Origin of the sequence: Thalassotalea sp. Y01 (assembly GCF_012932945.1) — a bacterium.
GTDB lineage: Bacteria > Pseudomonadota > Gammaproteobacteria > Enterobacterales > Alteromonadaceae > Thalassotalea_A.
Window position 1 is genome coordinate 149455 of sequence record NZ_JABBXG010000002.1, and the last position, 18249, is coordinate 167703.

Consider the following 18249-nt stretch of genomic DNA (forward strand, 5'->3'; position numbering starts at 1 on the left):
ATGCGATAGATTAAAATAGTACTCTTATTTATATAGGGTATTCATCAGGCTTATATTGGTCATTGACCAAAGTCATTCAACTGAACCTTAATCAATACTGACATGGACCAGATAATTGACTGATTCAACACATAAAACGCGTTCAAACAAGAGACTAAATAAATCTCAGTTTACTGCTGCAGGCAGTCAAACCAAGCATCGAGATACAAACAAACCTGGTCAAAAAACGCCGTACAATAAGGTTCGCAAAAAAACAGCTGCTACACCTAGGCCGTTAAAGCAAGTCGTCGTTTTATTTAATAAGCCTTTTGATGTCTTAACACAATTTACCGATGACGCGAATCGTGCCACGTTAAAAGACTACATCACGGTCAAAGATGTCTACGCTGCCGGACGATTAGATAAAGACTCTGAAGGCCTCTTGGTTTTGACCAATGACGGCCAATTGCAACACAAGCTCGCCAGCCCCAAATACAACAAACGCAAAACCTATTGGGTGCAAGTCGAAGGTGACGTAACTGAGCAGGCTATTGCCCAGTTATGCAAAGGCGTTGAACTCAAAGACGGCTTAACCAAACCTGCAACCGTCAAGCTATTATCTGAACCAGATTTATGGCCAAGGACGCCACCGATAAGAGAACGTAAGAATATTCCAACCAGTTGGTTAGAAATAATACTAACCGAGGGCAAAAATCGTCAGGTACGCCGAATGACTGCGCATGTTGGCTTTCCAACCTTGCGCTTAATACGAGTGAGTCTAGGCCCCTATCAACTTGGTGATATAAAACCCGGCGAGTTTCGTATAATCGAAAACACATAATAAAGAGTCCCTATATGAGCCAGTTTAAACCCAATACAACCGTCGCCGGCATTATTCATTGCCAAGGTAAGTTTTTGATGGTGGAAGAGATAGACAGTGATCAGCTTGTCTACAACCAGCCAGCAGGACACATCGAAGCCAATGAAACCATCTATGACGCGTTTGTACGCGAAGTAAAAGAAGAAACAGGCTTAAGTGTTACCCCGTCAGGGCTAAGCGGTATTTACTATAACCACCGCGCCGATCTCGACATTTACTATGTCCGTTTCTGTTTTATTGTCGAATTAGATCAGTACCTTAGCGCGACGCCAGAAGACGACGATATTATTGCGTGTCATTGGCTGAGCTATCAACAAATCATCGACAAACAAGCGCAACTGCGCAGCGTTATGGTAAAAAAATGTTTAGATGATTACGTTAATGGCGCCAGATTCAGTCTCGATATTCTTCAAGAAGACATCAGCTAATCGATGATTGGCGCTAACTCGCTTGATTCATTGACAATAAAGCAACGAAAATTAACCAAATAGTCGCTAATATTTAATGTTGTTTTAGGGTTTTCATGTTAAAATGCGCGCCATTTTTAACAGCTGTGGAAATTTACATCCTTGAACATCGAATCCAACACAGATAACAGTAACATCAAAGTCATCGTCGGCATGTCCGGTGGTGTTGACTCTTCTGTATCCGCTTACTTGCTACAACAGCAAGGTTATCAAGTGGAAGGCCTGTTTATGAAAAACTGGGAAGAAGACGATGATGATGAATATTGCGCTGCTGCTGAAGATTTAAAAGATGCACAACAAGTGTGTGAAAAACTCGGCATAGAACTGCATACCATAAACTTTGCTGCAGAATACTGGGACAATGTCTTTGAATACTTCCTTGAAGAGTATAAAGCCGGTCGCACACCTAACCCAGATATCATGTGCAACAAAGAAATCAAGTTCAAAGCATTTTTAGAATTTGCCTGTGAAGACTTAGGTGCAGATTACATTGCAACCGGTCATTACGTTGATCGTCGACTCAATGACAATGGCAAATATGAAATGCTACGTGGTCTTGATGCCAATAAAGATCAAAGCTATTTCTTATACACCTTAAGCCATGAGCAAGTTGGGCGTACCCTATTTCCCGTTGGTGGCATCGAAAAGCCAGAAGTACGCGCTATCGCTGAACGTGAAGGTTTAGTCACTCACGATAAAAAAGACTCTACTGGTATCTGCTTTATCGGTGAGCGTAAGTTTCGTGATTTTCTTGGCCGTTACCTGCCAGCACAACCTGGTAAGATTGAAACCGCTGAAGGTAAAATCATCGGAGAGCATCAAGGATTGATGTATCACACGCTAGGGCAGCGCAAAGGTTTGCATATCGGTGGTATGGCCGACGCTGGCGAAGAGCCATGGTATGTGGTCGAAAAAGATCTAAAACGTAATGTCTTGATCGTAGGCCAAGGTAAAAATCACCCTCGCCTGTTTTCAAACGGATTACTTGCTTCACAATTGCATTGGGTCGACCGTCATGATGTTGCCGTGGGTGACACATTCAATTGCACGGTTAAAACCCGTTATCGCCAAAACGATGTGCCGTGTCAGGTAACACGACTTGATAAAGATAACTATCAGATCCTATTTAACAACGCACAAAGCTCCGTCACGCCAGGTCAGTCTGTGGTGTTTTATCAAGACGAAGTTTGTTTAGGCGGCGGTATTATAGATACCCTTATTCGAGATTAAACGGTTAATTAGCAGCGTATGAGTATTGAACAACAATCACTAACCTTTGCAGGCATATGCCAATCTGCGGCGATGGTGCAAGGTATCGCTCGTAAAAACCAATTGGATGAGCAACAGTTCGTTGTGATGTTGCAAAGCATTATCAATACCAATCCAAGCGATGCCATTGACGTCTATGGCGGACAATTTGATAACATACAACAAGGTTTATCGCTTATCGTCACGCAACTGGGGGATGGTTCGGTACAAAAAGACCCAGAAATAACACGCTACATCGTCAGCTTGTTAAATCTAGAGCGCCGACTTCAAGGTAAGCCTAAGATTATGGCCGAGCTCGGTAATCGTATTGAACAATGCCAACGCCAATTGCAACACTACGATATCAATAGCGATACCATGCTGAACGCATTTGCCAGCATCTATTCAGATCTTATCAGCCCGTTGGCAACGCGCATTCAAATAGCCGGTGAGCCCAACATATTAAAACAAGTGGGTAATCAACACCGCATTCGCGCCCTACTATTATCCGGCATTCGCAGTGCCGTGCTTTGGCGTCAAGTTGGCGGAAAACGCCGCAACATATTATTTGGTCGACGCAAATTCGTCAGCGCCGCCCAGCAATTATTAAAAAATGAACCTTAACTTTTTGGGAAAACCTATGGAACTTTCAAGCATCAGTGCTATTTCACCAGTAGATGGTCGTTACGGCAGTAAAGTAAAAGCTTTGCGTCCTATCTTTAGTGAGTTTGGTCTAATCAAATACCGCGTAACTGTTGAAGTTCGCTGGTTACAAAAACTGGCTGAAACTGACGGCATTAATGAAGTACCTGCTTTTTCAGCAGACGCTAACGCAGTGCTTAACGCTATCGTTGATAACTTCTCTGAACAAGACGCAGCTCGCGTTAAAGAAATTGAAGCAACGACCAACCACGATGTTAAAGCCGTGGAATACCTATTGAAAGAAAAAGTTGCTGGCAATGAAGAACTTGCAGCAGTTTCTGAATTCATTCACTTCGCTTGTACATCAGAAGATATCAATAACCTATCGCACGCGCTAATGCTAAAAGAAGCCCGTGAACAGGTTATTTTACCGGCTATGGATGACGTTCTAGCAGCAATCAAAAACTTGGCCGTAGAGTATCAAACCATTCCAATGATGGCGCGCACCCACGGTCAGCCAGCTAGCCCATCTACCATGGGTAAAGAAATGGCCAATGTTTATGTACGTTTGCGTCGTCAACGTGATCAAATCGCCAATGTTGAGTTGTTAGGTAAAATCAATGGTGCTGTTGGTAACTACAATGCACACCTATCGGCATACCCTGAAGTAAACTGGCATGAGTTTTCAGAAACCTTCGTTACCTCGTTAGGTGTAACTTGGAACGCGTTTACAACGCAAATTGAACCACATGACTACATTGCCGAGTTGTTTGATGCGGTTGCCCGTTTCAACACCATCTTGATTGACTTTGATCGTGATGTTTGGGGTTATATTGCCATGGGTCACTTTAAGCAAAAGACTATTGCTGGTGAAATTGGTTCGTCGACAATGCCGCACAAAGTTAACCCAATCGACTTTGAAAACTCTGAAGGTAACTTAGGTATTGCCAACGCTATCATGGCTCACTTGGCGCAAAAACTACCGGTTTCTCGCTGGCAACGTGATCTAACCGACTCAACCGTACTACGTAACTTAGGCGTTGGTTTTGCCCACTCATTGATTTCATATCAAGCCACCTTAAAAGGTATCAGCAAGTTAGAAGTAAATGAGCAATCATTACTTAATGAGTTAGACGCAAACTGGGAACTATTGGCAGAGCCAATTCAAACAGTAATGCGCCGTTACGGTATCGAAAAGCCATACGAGAAACTTAAAGAGTTAACTCGTGGTAAGCGAGTTGATGCAGAATCTATGCGTGCCTTTATCGATGGTCTTGATATGCCACAAGAAGCACGAGACGAATTGAAAAAAATGACACCAGCGAGCTATATCGGTCGTGCTATTGAGTTCATCAACGAATTATAAGTAAGCGACGTTTACCCTGTTGCAGTGCGGCAGACTATTAGCTTTATAGCCACCGTTACCAACATTTAACGACACTGCTTAATGCAAACCTGTAAAAGCCCAACATCCGTTGGGCTTTTTTGTGCCTTATCAAACATTATCCGAGTGCTTTGTGTTGTTCACTCTATAGTTCTTACTCCGCTGTGATTTTAACGCTATAATAGCCGACAACAACCTCTAATCGTTTTAAACTCATACCATGCAAATACAATTTAACGAACTTACCCCTGAGTTATTCCTCAAAAAGTATTGGCAAAAGCAGCCATTGATCATCAAAAACGCTTTTAAAGAGTTCACCGATCCGATTGATGCGAATGAACTAGCAGGCCTTGCTATGGAAGAGTTTATAGAGTCTCGCATCGTATCCTGCCATAATGACACATGGGATGTAAAACATGGGCCGTTTGAAGATTTTAGTGAATTCGGTGATGCTAATTGGACATTATTAGTACAGGCCGTGAATAATTGGTTTGCCGGCGTTAATCAATTAATTGAGCCATTTACGTTTATTCCAAACTGGCGAATAGACGATGTTATGGTCAGTTTTTCCACACCTGGTGGCGGTGTTGGCCCACACCTAGATCAATACGATGTATTCATAATTCAAGGTGAAGGTAAACGACGCTGGCGCGTTGGCAATCCGGATGCCAGTTTACAACAATTACTACCCCATGAAGATTTAAAGCAAGTCAGTGATTTTAAGGCTGTAATTGACGAAATTACCGAGCCTGGTGACTTGCTGTACATTCCACCAAATCACCCTCATGATGGCGTAGCAATCGATCATTCGGTCAATTACTCGGTTGGTTTTCAGGCACCGAACCCGCAGGAGTTAATTTCTGGTTTGGCTGACTATCTTATTGATAATCAATTACTTGAAGACAGGTTTGATGACAGTCAACGAAAGACAACCAGCGCACCCAATATACTAGCTGACGACGATGTGACTTTGTTGCAACAGGTGATGCAAACCGCCATCAGCGATAAGCATGTATTGCAAGACTTTCTCGGTAAGCAACTTACTCAAGTACATCATACCTTGAACCTATTAGTGCCAACAGAAGAGTTAACTTGGACGGTGATCGAGTCGATATTTTCCGAGGGTGAAACCCTACAACCAGTGCTTGGTTTAAAATGCTTATTGATTAACGAAAATGACCATCAAGCGATGTATGCAAATGGCGAAGCTTTTGCTCTAGACGAGGACACCCTTGCGCTTGCGCACAAATTGACAAGCAAGCACCCTTTGACATCCGATGACTTAGAAAGTTCCTTTGACTGTTTGAAAAATACTCAATTGTTAACTAGCCTTATAAATAAGGGGCTCTGGACATTTGAGTAGGCGAGTTAGTGTTATTTATTAGCGCACGTTAATAGCAAACACTACAACCTGTGTTTTCAATCTGTCCAGAGTGTGCGTCGATGTTTTGCATTGACGCCTCTGCTCTTAGGTTAATGATGCGGAACAGGTTATGTCTTACCAAATTAATATCGTCAATTGGCAGGATGCGGAACAGCAATTAAAAGCTGTTCGTGAGAAGGTGTTCGTATTTGAACGTCGTATACCAAGAAATGTTGAATTTGATCGTCATGATCGCCGAGCATTTCACGTATTAGTCGTAGATAAGAGCACCGCAGAGCCAATCGCCACAGGACGTATTACCAGTCAAGGCGAGATATCGAGAATATGTGTAGTTATCTCGAAGCGAAAGACCCCCGTAGGTAAAGACGTTATCAACACCCTCCTCAACATTGCCCGCCGCAAAAAGTTAAAAGAAGTTTTCATCAACAGTTCATTAGACGCCGTCACTTATTTTGCGAAACACAATTTTAGGCCGATAGGCGGTGTATTTATGGAGGCTGGCGTGCCAAGGCAGAGGATGATATGCGGTCTTTCGGATGTAAGTCTTAAGCGCTTTTACTTATCTCACTAAGAGTTGTCATGTTAGCTCAAAGTGATAAAAGCGCTTATTATCGCAGTGGCTATTATTGTTCTTCTTTCCAGAAGTGATCATTTTCAAATAATTGATATAAGCCTTCCGCTCTAGATACCAAGTATGAAGCAAATACCAAATGACTTTTGTCTTTTGCTGTATGACGAATGTTTTCCGCTTGTACTTGCCACTTCATCGAGAAATTACGCAACACGTCACGTACGCTGCTCTCGGCGTCTGCGGTTATATGATCGCAAGGAACATCACCACTGATCACCCACACTTTTTCATTGTTAATGGTTTGCAATTTCCAAACCGCAACCACAGGTGGTAAATAACGACTTGATTCAGGTGCAACACTATTGGTTACCACACCTTTTTGTGCCAGGTATTTGGTTGCTTTTTGATATTGTTCTCTAACCCATGCAGAGCGTTGCTCTTCGCTCATAGGCGGTTGTTGGTTTGTTTCTGTCATAGTACTTCTCTGAGAATCTGAATTTGCTCAATTTCGCAGAATTGCAACATAAAAACAAGCATTATTGATACAGATGCTGAAAAATTACACTGTAATTTTATCTGAACAATTATAGACGTTGAAATTGCCATTAATTACGGTAGAAAAGATAGAGTCTTGCGCACGAAAATGCTATGTTTGCCCATTATTTTCATCTGTGCACAACAGTCTTCAATATTAAGCACACAAATAACAAACATCGGGAGAATATTGTGGCTCTATTTAACTTAACCGACTTTGATCACCACGAGCAGGTTGTTTACTGTTCTGATGAACAAACCGGATTGAAAGCCATCATTGCAGTACACAATACCAACCTAGGCCCTGCGGCTGGCGGTTGTCGTTTTTGGGATTATGAAAACGAAGAGAACGCCTTAAAAGACGTATTGCGTCTTTCAAAAGGTATGACGTATAAAAATGCTATGGCGGGTTTAAGACTTGGCGGTGGTAAAGCGGTTATCATTGGTAACCCAAAACAACTTAAATCAGACGCTTTATTTAAGGCGTTTGGTCGCGCGGTAAACCGTGTCGGTGGTCGTTATATCACTGCCGAAGATGTTAATATCACTACCTCAGACATGGCCATGGTTAATACCGAAACAGAGTTTGTTTCTGGTCTAGAAGGCAAAAGTGGTAACCCTGGTCCATTTACCGCACTTGGTACTTTCTTAGGTATTAAAGCTGCGGTTAAACATAAACTGGGTAAAGATGACTTAAACGGCATTCGTGTCGCTGTGCAAGGCTTAGGCAGTGTTGGTTACTCTTTGTGTGAAAAGCTTCATGCAGCCGGTGCAAGCCTGATCGTTACCGACATCAATGAACAAACATTACAAAGAGCGGCTAGCGAACTGAACGCGACCGTCGTTGGTCTTGACGAGATATACAGCCAAGATGTTGATGTGTTTTCACCATGTGCGTTAGGTTCAAGCATTAACGATGATTCCATTGCTCAATTAAAAGCCGTGATTATCGCCGGTTGTGCCAATAATCAGCTTGCCGAATACCGTCACGATCAAATCGTTAAAGACAAAGGCATTTTGTATGCACCAGATTATGTGATAAACGCTGGCGGCATTATTAACGTTGCCTTAGAGATCTATCCAGAACCTTACTGTGCCGACGAAGCGACACGTTTGGTAGAAAATATTTATCATACATTGATGACGGTGTTTACTAAGGCAGACGAGTTGGATTTACCAACGGGACAGGTTGCCGATAAAATGGCACGTGAGATCATCGCCAACGGTCATAAATAGAAAGTAAATGCAAAAAGACATAAAAGGTAAGCCAATGGCTTACCTTTTTTATTGTTGTAACGAAAATTAATTTACCTTGATCAAATAACGGTTAATGACAGCGCCAGATGCATCTTCAACGACTGAGTCAAGTTGCCCCTGACAGGCACGGATCATATTATTTGATGCTAAATTGTGTTGATAACAATGCAGGTGAACACAGCTGATACCGAGTTGCTCTGCTTTGTCTAGGGTCAATTGCAGTAATCGTTTTGATAATCCTTGGCCACGTAATTCAGGGCTGATACCAAGGCCAATATGGCCACCAACCTCGCGAATACTGTCATCGAGATAATGGCGTAAGTTACTCACCCCAAGGATCTGCTTACCATGCATAAGCCAAAATGTTGAGCTGGCAACTTTACCCGTTACCTTACCGTCTTTTAAGTCTTGCATTAACGCAATGTATTGAGCAAAGTCAGTTGAGTCATAATCGAGCACAAATGGGTAGCGCTCTTCATCACCTAAACGCTCAATATAATGCTGATAAGCCTGCTGGCATTGCAGGTTGGGCTCTATAATTTTCACGGCATTGTGGCAAATAATCATAATTACTGTTATCTAATATTAAATGTGGCTAAGCAACGCTTGAACTGGGTGTCGTAGTCGTTTTTGGCCAAAACGCTTTACTTGTGAACGACAAGAAAAGCCTGTGGCGAGTTGGTAATTGGTGTCACCTGAGGCAACCGGTTGTTGCCAACTTAATTTATACAAGGCTTTCGAGTTATCGTAATGACTCGCTTCATGTCCATAAGTGCCTGCCATTCCACAACAGCCGACCGCCATAGGTTGCAGTTTTAAACCAAAGAATTCAAAAATGGTCTGCCAATGTTGCTCACTCGCAGGTAAAGCAGTTTTCTCAGTACAATGGCTAAACAATTGATAAATAGGTAGATATTTCTGTTCCGGCTGGTCCATATCGGCAATGATCTGAGTGAGCCACTCGTGTGCCAACAGCACCTCAAAATCCCCCCGTTCATCCGCCAGGATTTGCTTGTACTCATCGCGATAACATAACACTAATGAGGCATCTGAGCCGACCATGGTAATATCAAGTTGAGCAATCTGATTCAGTAAATCGCTGCTGGTTTTTGCGGTTTTAGCAAATTTCTCTAAAAAGCCTTTCACGTGTTGCGGCTTACCATTTGGCATAAACGGTAATAACACTGGATCAAAGCCCAGCCCTTTAATAAGAGCCATAAAGTCACTAACCACTTCAGCATCATAAAAACTGGTGAATGGGTCTTGCACCACTACAACCAGTTTTTCACGTTCCTCATCGGTTAATTTGGCAAAGCCAGCAAGATCAAATTTACGATAGTCATGACTTTTAATGTTGTTTTTCAAATTCGGAACCGACAGCAAAGGCGTATCAACATAGCCTAGAACCTGTTTGGAGAATATTGAAAACAGCTTATTATCGACGGTTAGATTTACCAACGTTGGCAACATAGCCATCTTCGGTGCCATAGATTCGATGTTACTGACAAAGTGATCTTTTAAAGGGCGCAAATAACGTGAATAATAAACTTCACTGAATCTGGCTTTAAACTCTGGCACATCAACTTTAACCGGACATTGACTGGCACACGCTTTACAAGCGAGACAACCACTCATCGCCTCCATCACTTCGTTGGAAAAGTCGTATTGCCCCACCTTGCCCTTAACACTATTGACTGTTTTTAACGCCAATGATTTGATGCTAAAGCCTTTTGCTTGACGGCTTAGATCATTAAAATCAGCGCCTTTATCTGCCAGCAATCGTAACCATTCACGCATTAATCCGGCGCGACCTTTAGGAGAATGTCGTCTATCACCGGTGATTTTGCTCGATGGGCACATTGGCGATTTCGGATCAAAATTAAAGCACAGGCCATTGCCATTACAGTTGGTAACTGATGGCAGTGACTCTCGAACTCGAACGGGTATTTGTCTATCATAAAATCCACGTTTCACACCATCGACACTGACCAATTGCTCTGTTGAGTCTAACGGCGTACAAATTTTACCGGGATTCATCTTGTTTAACGGGTCAAACGCGCTTTTGATGCGACGTAATTGCATAAACAATTCATCACCAAAGAATTCAGGTCCATACTCACTGCGATAGCCTTTGCCATGCTCACCCCACATTAAGCCACCATATTTGACCGTCAATGCGACTACCTGATCGGAGATTTCTCGCATGGTTTGCTCTTGTTGCGGATCGCACATGTCTAACGCAGGTCGAACGTGCAATACACCGGCATCGATGTGGCCAAACATGCCGTAATCTAACTGGTAGCTGTCAAGTAGTTGCCTGAACTCAAGTATAAAGTCAGCTAAGTTTTCCGGTGGTACCGCAGTATCTTCGGCAAATGCGATAGGTTTGGCTTTGCCTTCGGTATTGCCAAGCAAACCAACTGCCTTTTTGCGCATACCATACAAACGATTAATAGAGGCTAGATCGTAGGTTACTTGATAGCCAATAACACCTTGTTGTTGCTGTTCAATATTGTCATTTAGGCGCAATTGTAATTGCTCTATCAGTTCAACAACTTCCTGCTCACTGTCGCCGGCAAATTCAACTATGTTCAGGCCATCCATAACCTTGCCTGCAACATCGGTGATCAAATCTGAAACCGAATACCAAACCACATCCGATTTAGCGAGATTAAGCACCCGACTGTCAACGGTTTCCACCGATAGCGCGTTGGCTTTAACCAAGTCAGGCGCATGACGCAACGCCGACTCAAAACTGTCGTATTTGATGTTCAGCAAGGCGCGGATTTTGGGAATGGGGGTAATATTTAACTTGGCCTCGGTGACCATAGCCAACGAGCCTTCGGAGCCGGTGATCAAACGACCAATATCAAACCTAGATAAATCTTCGTTAAACACATTTTCAAGATCATAGCCCGTTAAGAAACGATTCAAGCGAGGAAATTTTGCCAAGATTTTTTCACGATTATCAAAACACGCTGAAAATGCGGTTTGATATAGCTTAGATTCACTGTCTTGGCGGGCAATTATCGCCTCAACTTCTTCACGAGACTTACTTTCGGTATGCATCTCATCGCCGTTGGCGAGCACGCAACGTAATGACAATACATGATCAGAGGTTTTGCCATAAAGCAGTGATCCCTGGCCTGATGCGTCGGTATTGACCATACCGCCAATGGTTGCTCTGTTACTGGTCGACAAGTCTGGAGAAAAGAAAAACCCCAAAGGTTTAAGAAATTCGTTCAGCTGATCTTTAACCACACCAGCTTGAACCTTGACCCAATGCTGTTCGGTATTTACTTCTAGGATTTGCTTCATATGGCGCGACATGTCAACAACGATACCCGGTGTCAATGACTGGCCATTTGTGCCCGTACCACCACCACGTGCACTGAATTTTATCTCATGAAACTTATCGCTTGTTGCCACCGCATTGATGATTTTGACATCTTCCACGGTTTTTGGGTGGATCACCGCTTGCGGGACTTGTTGATAGACACTGTTATCGGTCGCCACCGCTAATCGTGACGAATAACTGGTTTCAATATCACCTTTAAAACCGGCTTTCTTTAACGCTTTAGCGTAGGCTTGATACAAAGGTAAGGTTATATCTGTGCTATCTAAACGAGGCAACATATCCTAGATTCATTCTATTTATTACGGCAGGCCTTAATAATGCTAAAAATTTGTTATAAAAACAATGGCTTTATCCAGTAATTTAGCGACATTGAGCGAATTGTATAAGCAGATGACTATTAATTCATAATTGGCGTATATTAACCATTAAAAAAGGGCCCGAAGGCCCTTTTACACATTATTCGCCGTTAAGCAGATAACTATTTGCTGTTTTGCTCGGCAAGATACAACCAAGTATCAAGAACAGTATCAGGGTTTAAAGAAACCGAATCGATACCTTGCTCTACCAACCAGTGGGCAAAATCTTTATGGTCAGATGGGCCTTGGCCACAAATACCAACGTATTTACCGCGTGCTTTACAAGCGTTAATGGCCATCTCAAGTAATGCCTTGATGGCTGGGTTGCGCTCATCGAATAAGTGAGCAATCAAACCAGAGTCGCGGTCAAGCCCTAGGGTTAGCTGGGTCAAATCATTTGAGCCAATGGAGAAACCGTCAAAATGTTCGAGGAACTGGTCCGCTAAAATGGCGTTAGATGGCAACTCGCACATCATGATAACTTTCAATCCATCTTGGCCACGCTCTAGACCATTTTCAGCGAGAATCGCAATCACTTGCTCAGCTTCTTCTAAAGTACGCACAAATGGGATCATGATTTCAACGTTGGTCAAGCCCATGTCATTGCGAACCCGTTTAATGGCTTCACATTCCATCGCGAAACATTCACGGAAATCTTCAGAGATATAACGAGACGCACCACGGTAGCCGATCATTGGGTTTTCTTCTTCCGGCTCGTAGATATCGCCACCAACTAAATTGGCGTATTCATTAGACTTAAAGTCAGACATACGAACGATAACACGCTCTGGAGCGAACGCCGCTGCTAAGGTTGAAACACCTTCGGTAAGCTTTGTGATGTAGAATTCACGCGGCGACTCATAGCCTGCCATGATTTCTTTGATCTCTTGCTGCAAATCCGCTGATTCGTTATCAAAATTCAATAACGCTTTAGGGTGCACGCCGATCATTTTGTTAATAACAAATTCTACACGAGCTAAGCCGATACCAGCATGAGGTAGTCGGGCAAAGCTAAACGCTCGGTCTGGGTTACCAACGTTCATCATGACTTTCATTGGAATACTTGGCATGTTGTCGATTTCAGACGTTGACACAGAGTACTCAAGTTGACCTTCATAGATAAAACCGGTATCGCCTTCCGCACACGATACGGTGACATCACTGCCGTCACTGATTTTAGCAGTAGCATCACCACAACCAACAACCGCTGGAATACCCATTTCACGGGCGATAATCGCCGCGTGACAAGTACGACCGCCACGGTTAGTGACAATCGCTGATGCGCGTTTCATGATAGGTTCCCAATCAGGATCAGTCATATCGGTAACCAGAACATCGCCTTCTTGAACCTTATCCATTTCATCAATTGAGCCCAGTACTTTTACTTTACCTTTACCAATTTTGTTACCAATCGCACGTCCTTCACAAACAACTTTAGACTTGTCTTGCAGTTGGAATTGCTCAATTATGTTAGCACTTTCACGGCTACGAACAGTTTCAGGACGCGCCTGTACAATGTATAACTTACCGTCTAGGCCATCTTTGGCCCATTCGATGTCCATAGGACGACCGTAATGCTTTTCAATGATTACCGCTTGCTTTGCTAGCTCTTCAATCTCGGCATCATTAATCGAGAAGGTATCAGATACAGCTTCGTCGATATCAACGATTTCAACTTGCTTGCCGTGCTCTTGCGTGTCAGCGTAAATCATCTTAATGGCTTTTGAACCGATATTACGGCGCAATACCGCAGGACGACCAGCAGCTAGAGTTTGTTTGTGTACGTAGAACTCGTCCGGGTTAACCGCACCTTGTACAACCATTTCACCCAAACCAAAGCTAGAGGTAATAAACACCACATCTTCAAAGCCAGATTCGGTATCAATACTGAACATAACACCACTTGAAGCGATATCTGAACGAACCATGCGTTGAATACCAGCAGATAAAGCAACACCGCGATGGTCGTAACCAGAATGCACACGATAAGAGATCGCACGGTCGTTAAATAAAGAGGCAAAGACATGTTTGATGGCTGTCATCACCGCATCTAAGCCACGTACATTTAAGAAAGTTTCCTGCTGACCGGCAAATGACGCGTCAGGCATATCTTCGGCGGTTGCAGACGAGCGTACTGCGAATGACGCTTCTGCGCTAAACTCACCGGCTAGTTGCGCGTAAGCATTTTCGATATCTTTTTGCATTTCAGGAAGAAACGGCGTATCGATAATCCATTGACGAATTTTCGCGCCACACTTGGTTAGAGCACTGATGTCATCAACGTCTAAATTATCTAATTCAGCATAGATTTTTTCATTGATACCTGATTGCTCAAGAAAGTGATTAAATGCAAAGGAAGTGGTAGCGAAACCACCTGGTACTTGAACCCCGACGTTAGCCAGGTTTGAAATCATTTCACCTAATGATGCGTTTTTACCGCCAACGCGGTCCACATCGCCCATACCCAGGTCTTGGTACCAAAGTACATTTTCTTGCACGTCGTTCTCCTAACAAGAATTAAGCTTATTGTAATAATGGGGGCTGACTTATATTTTCAGCCGCCCTTAAAATTCATCGACATTTTACACATTAACAAGATAAACTAAAACCCAACATGTAAGTTTTTAGATGACATTTCACAAGAGTTACCAAATGCGCACAGCTTTTTACATTTCCGACGGTACCGCAATCACTTCTGAAGTCTTTGGACACGCCCTACTTTCATTGTTCCCTATGGAATTTGAGCATGTCACCATTCCCTTTGTAGAGACCGTGGATAAAGCCGAAGAGGTCAAAAAACAGATCAATTTGACCGCCAAACGCAGCGGCGAAAAACCGTTCGTTTTTCACACCTTTGTCACGCCCGAAACCCGTGAGATTATTGACTCTAGCGATGCCGTTATCTATAACTTTCTCGAGCATTTTGTAAACCCTGTTGAACAAGAACTGGGAATTACCGCAAAACCTAAATCACACCGTACCCATTCTATCCACGAAAATAGCTACGATTATCGAATCGATGCCGTGAATTTTGCCTTAGCAAATGACGACGGCAGCAAAGTAACAGATTACGAACACGCTGATGTAATTCTAGTCGGAGTATCTCGTTCAGGCAAAACCCCAACCTCGTTGTACCTTGCGTTGCAATATGGCATTAAAGCCGCAAACTACCCATTTACCGACGATGATATGGACGACGTAGCTCTGCCTGAGTTTCTAAAAAAACATAAGAAAAAATTATTTGGTTTAACCATAGAACCGCTGCGATTGCGGGAGATCAGAGACGGTCGCATGGCGAACTCAAAATATTCTTCGTCGCGCCAGTGTCGCATGGAGGTTCGCGAAGTTGAAAAGCTATATAAGAAGGAACGCATTCCTTACATCAATACCACCAGTTTTTCGGTAGAAGAGATCTCGGCGAAAATCATCTCTGAAGCGGGTTTACAACGCTACAAATACTAGTAACGACGTTATTACATACTACAATAGTGTAATTAATCCTTTAATAGTCGTTATTTATATAAGCAAAACGGTTCCAAAGAGAGCCGTTTTTGATATAGTTAGCGCCTTTATTTTTTGTAAGCTCAAGAATTTACATGACAATTAAAACCGATGAGTTTCGCACCTCGCTGATCGATCACTTGATCTCACCAGCGCAATTGGCTCGCGATATTCCTTTGTCTGATGAAAATGCGCAATTTATCATCAACTCTCGTTCTGTCATTGAAGATATCATCAGTGGTAAAGACAAACGTTTGTTAGTGATAATCGGCCCGTGTTCTATTCATGACACTGAAGCCGCCTTGGATTACGCTCGCAAACTTAAGACGTTACACGATAAATACATTAATGAAATGTATATCGTTATGCGCGTTTATTTTGAAAAACCACGCACTACGGTTGGCTGGAAAGGCCTTATTTCAGATCCTGATTTAGATAAATCGTTTAATGTTGAGAAAGGCTTGCACCTGGCTCGCAACCTGTTGATGCAAATCAACGATATGGGATTGCCTACTGCCACTGAATTCTTAGACATGGTTACCGGTCAATATATTTCCGATCTGATCAGTTGGGGTGCCATTGGCGCTCGAACGACTGAATCACAGGTTCACCGAGAACTTGCCTCGGCATTGTCTTGCCCTGTTGGCTTTAAAAACGGTACCGATGGTAATGTTAAAATCGCTATGGACGCCATTAAAGCGTCTAGTGTTCCACATGTTTTGTATTCACCTGATAAAACCGGACAAATGTGTATCTACCGCACCGCGGGCAATCCATATGCGCACGTTATATTGCGTGGTGGCAAACAGCCAAATTATGGTGAACAGCACATCGATGCGGCATGTGAACAATTAACCAGCGCCGGCATTACCGCCAGTGTAATGGTCGATTGCAGTCACGGTAATTCAAGTAAAGATCATAATCGTCAAATCAATGTAGCCGAAGATATTGCGACCCAAATCAGCAATGGATCTGATAAAATTTTTGGTGTAATGATTGAAAGTTTTTTGGTTGCTGGAAACCAAAAAGTCATCGAGGGTGAAGAAGACAAGCTTGTTTATGGACAAAGCATCACCGATGCATGTGTCAACCTAGAACAAAGCGAAACCATTCTCGATATATTACAAGCCGCCAAGCAATAAACGCGACGCGCTGACTTTATACCGAAAAAGCCTTGTCTGATGACAAGGCTTTTTTATGGTCAATGGCTGGCGGTTATTAAATTATATGCTTGTTAATATGCTCCCCTATGCGCTTAATAACCACTTTACGTTTGTCATCAAAAGCATGCTGAAAGCTTAGGCGCAGGCATTGCTGATAGTCGTTTTTATGGGAGAACAACATCCCAGGGGTGATCACGATATCGTCAGCGAGTAATTGTTGATACAAGGTTTGGGTATTGAATGATTGAGCCAACTCAACCCACAAACAAATACCGCCATCTGGATTGGTATAACGACTTTCATTCGGCCAATACTGCTCCAACAAAGATAGTAACTGCCGTTTTTGCTGCGCTAACTGCAGGCACGTTATGTTGATATGTTTACGGTAATCACCAGATTGCATAAATGCAGCAACTCCAGCTTGAATGGAACTACTGCAAGCCAATAAACTGCTCAGCTTTAACTGCTCTACTTGTTTTTGCCAACGCCCTGCCACGATCCAACCGACACGTATATCCCGAGAAAGGCTTTTAGAAACTGACGAGGACAAAATCACCCGATGCTGGCTGTCTAACGCTTTTAATGCACTGACCGAGTCATTAAACGCCAACTCGCCATAGATGTCGTCTTCAATTACCGCAATATCGTGCTTATTCGCAAGCTCGATCAATGCTTGCCTGTGGTGATCTGGCATCAAGCTGCCCGTAGGTGTAGCAAAATTAGGCGTGACCACACACGCTTTCACTGGCCATGTCTGCAACGCTTGTTGTAATTGAGCTATGTCTAATCCAGTAACAGGGTTGGTCGATACTTCTATCACATTGAGTTTTAGTTGCGCTAACAGCTGCAATACGCCATAAAAGGCAGGACTTTCAACAATAACCGTGTCGTCTGCTTGGCACACGGCCATTAGCGCCAACATAAGACCGTGTTGACAACCAGCGGTGATACACAAGTCATCGGCATTAATGCTTACACCACGTAAACGGTATCTTAAACTGATTTGCTCACGTAGCGTTTGATTGCCTTTGGGCGTGTCGTAGTGACTGGTGCGATAATGCAGATCTTCTCTAAACGCTCGACGAATATGTTTGTTTAGTGAGAGTATGGCGTTACTTGGCGTATGGTGTTTATCAGTCGGTAAAATATCGAATGCCGCCTCTTTAGCCATTACCTTATGAAATACATCAGACAACGAGATACTTTGTCGGCTAAGTTCTGGGAAATGTTGTTTAGGCACATTGTTATTAGCATGCTCTGGCTGTTTAACAAAATAGCCAATCTTCGTTTTCGCCTCGATAACCCCAGCGGTCTCTAGATCATGGAGTGCGCTAATCACAGTATTTTTAGCCAGCTGATGCTCTGCCATCAATGCTCTAATCGACGGCAGTTTTTCACCGGGCTGAATCAAACCAGATTCGATTTGCTCTGTTAGTTTACGACTCAATTGTTGATACAAGGTTGCCATTACATACTCTATTCAATAAACACGCTACCCAATAAACATACGACTCCATAAATATGC

The 18249-nt window shown here is 43.1% G+C and carries 15 protein-coding genes; 10 read left to right on the forward strand and 5 right to left on the reverse strand.

All coding sequences use genetic code 11. From position 1 onward, the window contains the following. The first annotated feature begins 115 nt into the window (after nucleotides 1–115). The 7 genes from HII16_RS03530 (at nucleotide 116) to HII16_RS03560 (ending at nucleotide 6555) form a co-directional block, all read left to right on the forward strand. Entirely contained in the window at nucleotides 116–820 is a 705-nt protein-coding gene (locus tag HII16_RS03530; RefSeq protein ID WP_169127530.1) for a pseudouridine synthase, read from the forward strand. A gap of 14 nt (nucleotides 821–834) precedes the next feature. Next, nucleotides 835–1287, forward strand: coding sequence for an NUDIX hydrolase (locus tag HII16_RS03535; protein WP_169127532.1), 453 nt, complete (start codon nucleotides 835–837; stop codon nucleotides 1285–1287). A 147-nt stretch (nucleotides 1288–1434) separates the two neighbouring features. Further along, nucleotides 1435–2556, forward strand: a complete 1122-nt coding sequence (mnmA, locus tag HII16_RS03540; protein WP_348981386.1) for a tRNA 2-thiouridine(34) synthase MnmA — start codon at nucleotides 1435–1437, stop codon at nucleotides 2554–2556. Nucleotides 2557–2574: 18 nt separating this feature from the next. After that, nucleotides 2575–3198, forward strand: a complete 624-nt coding sequence (hflD, locus tag HII16_RS03545; protein WP_169127534.1) for a high frequency lysogenization protein HflD — start codon at nucleotides 2575–2577, stop codon at nucleotides 3196–3198. 16 nt (nucleotides 3199–3214) lie between these two features. Next, nucleotides 3215–4582, forward strand: a complete 1368-nt coding sequence (gene purB, locus HII16_RS03550) for an adenylosuccinate lyase (RefSeq protein WP_135440227.1) — start codon at nucleotides 3215–3217, stop codon at nucleotides 4580–4582. A 238-nt stretch (nucleotides 4583–4820) separates the two neighbouring features. After that, nucleotides 4821–5963 (forward strand): cupin domain-containing protein, encoded by a 1143-nt coding sequence (locus tag HII16_RS03555; RefSeq protein WP_169127536.1) that lies wholly within the window; start codon nucleotides 4821–4823, stop codon nucleotides 5961–5963. 130 nt (nucleotides 5964–6093) lie between these two features. Then, on the forward strand, nucleotides 6094–6555 hold the full coding sequence (locus HII16_RS03560) for a GNAT family N-acetyltransferase (RefSeq protein WP_169127538.1): 462 nt from the start codon (nucleotides 6094–6096) through the stop codon (nucleotides 6553–6555). A 52-nt stretch (nucleotides 6556–6607) separates the two neighbouring features. Here the strand turns inward: HII16_RS03560 and HII16_RS03565 are convergent, their stop codons facing one another. Beyond that, the gene (locus HII16_RS03565; protein ID WP_169127540.1) at nucleotides 6608–7030 is read right to left on the reverse strand and encodes a DUF4826 family protein; all 423 of its coding nucleotides are present in this window, start codon (nucleotides 7028–7030) and stop codon (nucleotides 6608–6610) included. Between the two features lie 251 nt (nucleotides 7031–7281). Here HII16_RS03565 and HII16_RS03570 point away from each other — a divergent pair, with 251 nt between their 5' ends. Then, the gene (locus HII16_RS03570) at nucleotides 7282–8325 is read left to right on the forward strand and encodes a Glu/Leu/Phe/Val dehydrogenase (RefSeq protein ID WP_169127542.1); all 1044 of its coding nucleotides are present in this window, start codon (nucleotides 7282–7284) and stop codon (nucleotides 8323–8325) included. A gap of 66 nt (nucleotides 8326–8391) precedes the next feature. Here the strand turns inward: HII16_RS03570 and HII16_RS16835 are convergent, their stop codons facing one another. The 3 genes from HII16_RS16835 to ppsA all read right to left on the reverse strand — a co-directional run bounded on the left by HII16_RS16835 (nucleotide 8392) and on the right by ppsA (nucleotide 14558). Beyond that, nucleotides 8392–8892 carry a GNAT family N-acetyltransferase gene (locus HII16_RS16835; RefSeq protein WP_169127544.1) on the reverse strand — a complete coding sequence of 167 codons (501 nt, stop codon included), beginning with the start codon at nucleotides 8890–8892 and terminating at the stop codon, nucleotides 8392–8394. Nucleotides 8893–8931: 39 nt separating this feature from the next. After that, nucleotides 8932–11982: an FAD-binding and (Fe-S)-binding domain-containing protein gene (locus HII16_RS03580; protein ID WP_169127546.1), complete on the reverse strand. Its 3051-nt coding sequence runs from the start codon at nucleotides 11980–11982 to the stop codon at nucleotides 8932–8934. Nucleotides 11983–12182: 200 nt separating this feature from the next. Further along, the gene (gene ppsA, locus HII16_RS03585) at nucleotides 12183–14558 is read right to left on the reverse strand and encodes a phosphoenolpyruvate synthase (RefSeq protein ID WP_169127548.1); all 2376 of its coding nucleotides are present in this window, start codon (nucleotides 14556–14558) and stop codon (nucleotides 12183–12185) included. Nucleotides 14559–14712: 154 nt separating this feature from the next. Between ppsA and HII16_RS03590 the strand changes: the two genes are divergently transcribed. Both HII16_RS03590 and HII16_RS03595 read left to right on the forward strand, forming a co-directional pair. After that, nucleotides 14713–15522 (forward strand): pyruvate, water dikinase regulatory protein, encoded by an 810-nt coding sequence (locus tag HII16_RS03590; RefSeq protein WP_169127550.1) that lies wholly within the window; start codon nucleotides 14713–14715, stop codon nucleotides 15520–15522. A 134-nt stretch (nucleotides 15523–15656) separates the two neighbouring features. Beyond that, on the forward strand, nucleotides 15657–16703 hold the full coding sequence (locus tag HII16_RS03595) for a 3-deoxy-7-phosphoheptulonate synthase (protein ID WP_135440217.1): 1047 nt from the start codon (nucleotides 15657–15659) through the stop codon (nucleotides 16701–16703). A 76-nt stretch (nucleotides 16704–16779) separates the two neighbouring features. Here the strand turns inward: HII16_RS03595 and HII16_RS03600 are convergent, their stop codons facing one another. Continuing rightward, a complete protein-coding gene (locus tag HII16_RS03600; RefSeq protein ID WP_169127552.1) occupies nucleotides 16780–18192 on the reverse strand; it encodes a PLP-dependent aminotransferase family protein in 1413 nt (470 codons plus the stop codon). Nucleotides 18193–18249 lie beyond the last annotated feature (57 nt).

What these genes read in the sequence shown, in the direction of transcription:
- HII16_RS03535 (WP_169127532.1), top strand. Translation starts at nt 835, where the DNA reads ATGAGCCAGTTTAAACCCAATACAACCGTCGCCGGCATTATTCATTGC.
- hflD (WP_169127534.1), top strand. Translation starts at nt 2,575, where the DNA reads ATGAGTATTGAACAACAATCACTAACCTTTGCAGGCATATGCCAATCT.
- purB (WP_135440227.1), top strand. Translation starts at nt 3,215, where the DNA reads ATGGAACTTTCAAGCATCAGTGCTATTTCACCAGTAGATGGTCGTTAC.
- HII16_RS03555 (WP_169127536.1), top strand. Translation starts at nt 4,821, where the DNA reads ATGCAAATACAATTTAACGAACTTACCCCTGAGTTATTCCTCAAAAAG.
- HII16_RS03560 (WP_169127538.1), top strand. Translation starts at nt 6,094, where the DNA reads ATGTCTTACCAAATTAATATCGTCAATTGGCAGGATGCGGAACAGCAA.
- HII16_RS03565 (WP_169127540.1), bottom strand. Translation starts at nt 7,030, where the DNA reads ATGACAGAAACAAACCAACAACCGCCTATGAGCGAAGAGCAACGCTCT.
- HII16_RS03580 (WP_169127546.1), bottom strand. Translation starts at nt 11,982, where the DNA reads ATGTTGCCTCGTTTAGATAGCACAGATATAACCTTACCTTTGTATCAA.
- HII16_RS03590 (WP_169127550.1), top strand. Translation starts at nt 14,713, where the DNA reads ATGCGCACAGCTTTTTACATTTCCGACGGTACCGCAATCACTTCTGAA.
- HII16_RS03595 (WP_135440217.1), top strand. Translation starts at nt 15,657, where the DNA reads ATGACAATTAAAACCGATGAGTTTCGCACCTCGCTGATCGATCACTTG.
- HII16_RS03600 (WP_169127552.1), bottom strand. Translation starts at nt 18,192, where the DNA reads ATGGCAACCTTGTATCAACAATTGAGTCGTAAACTAACAGAGCAAATC.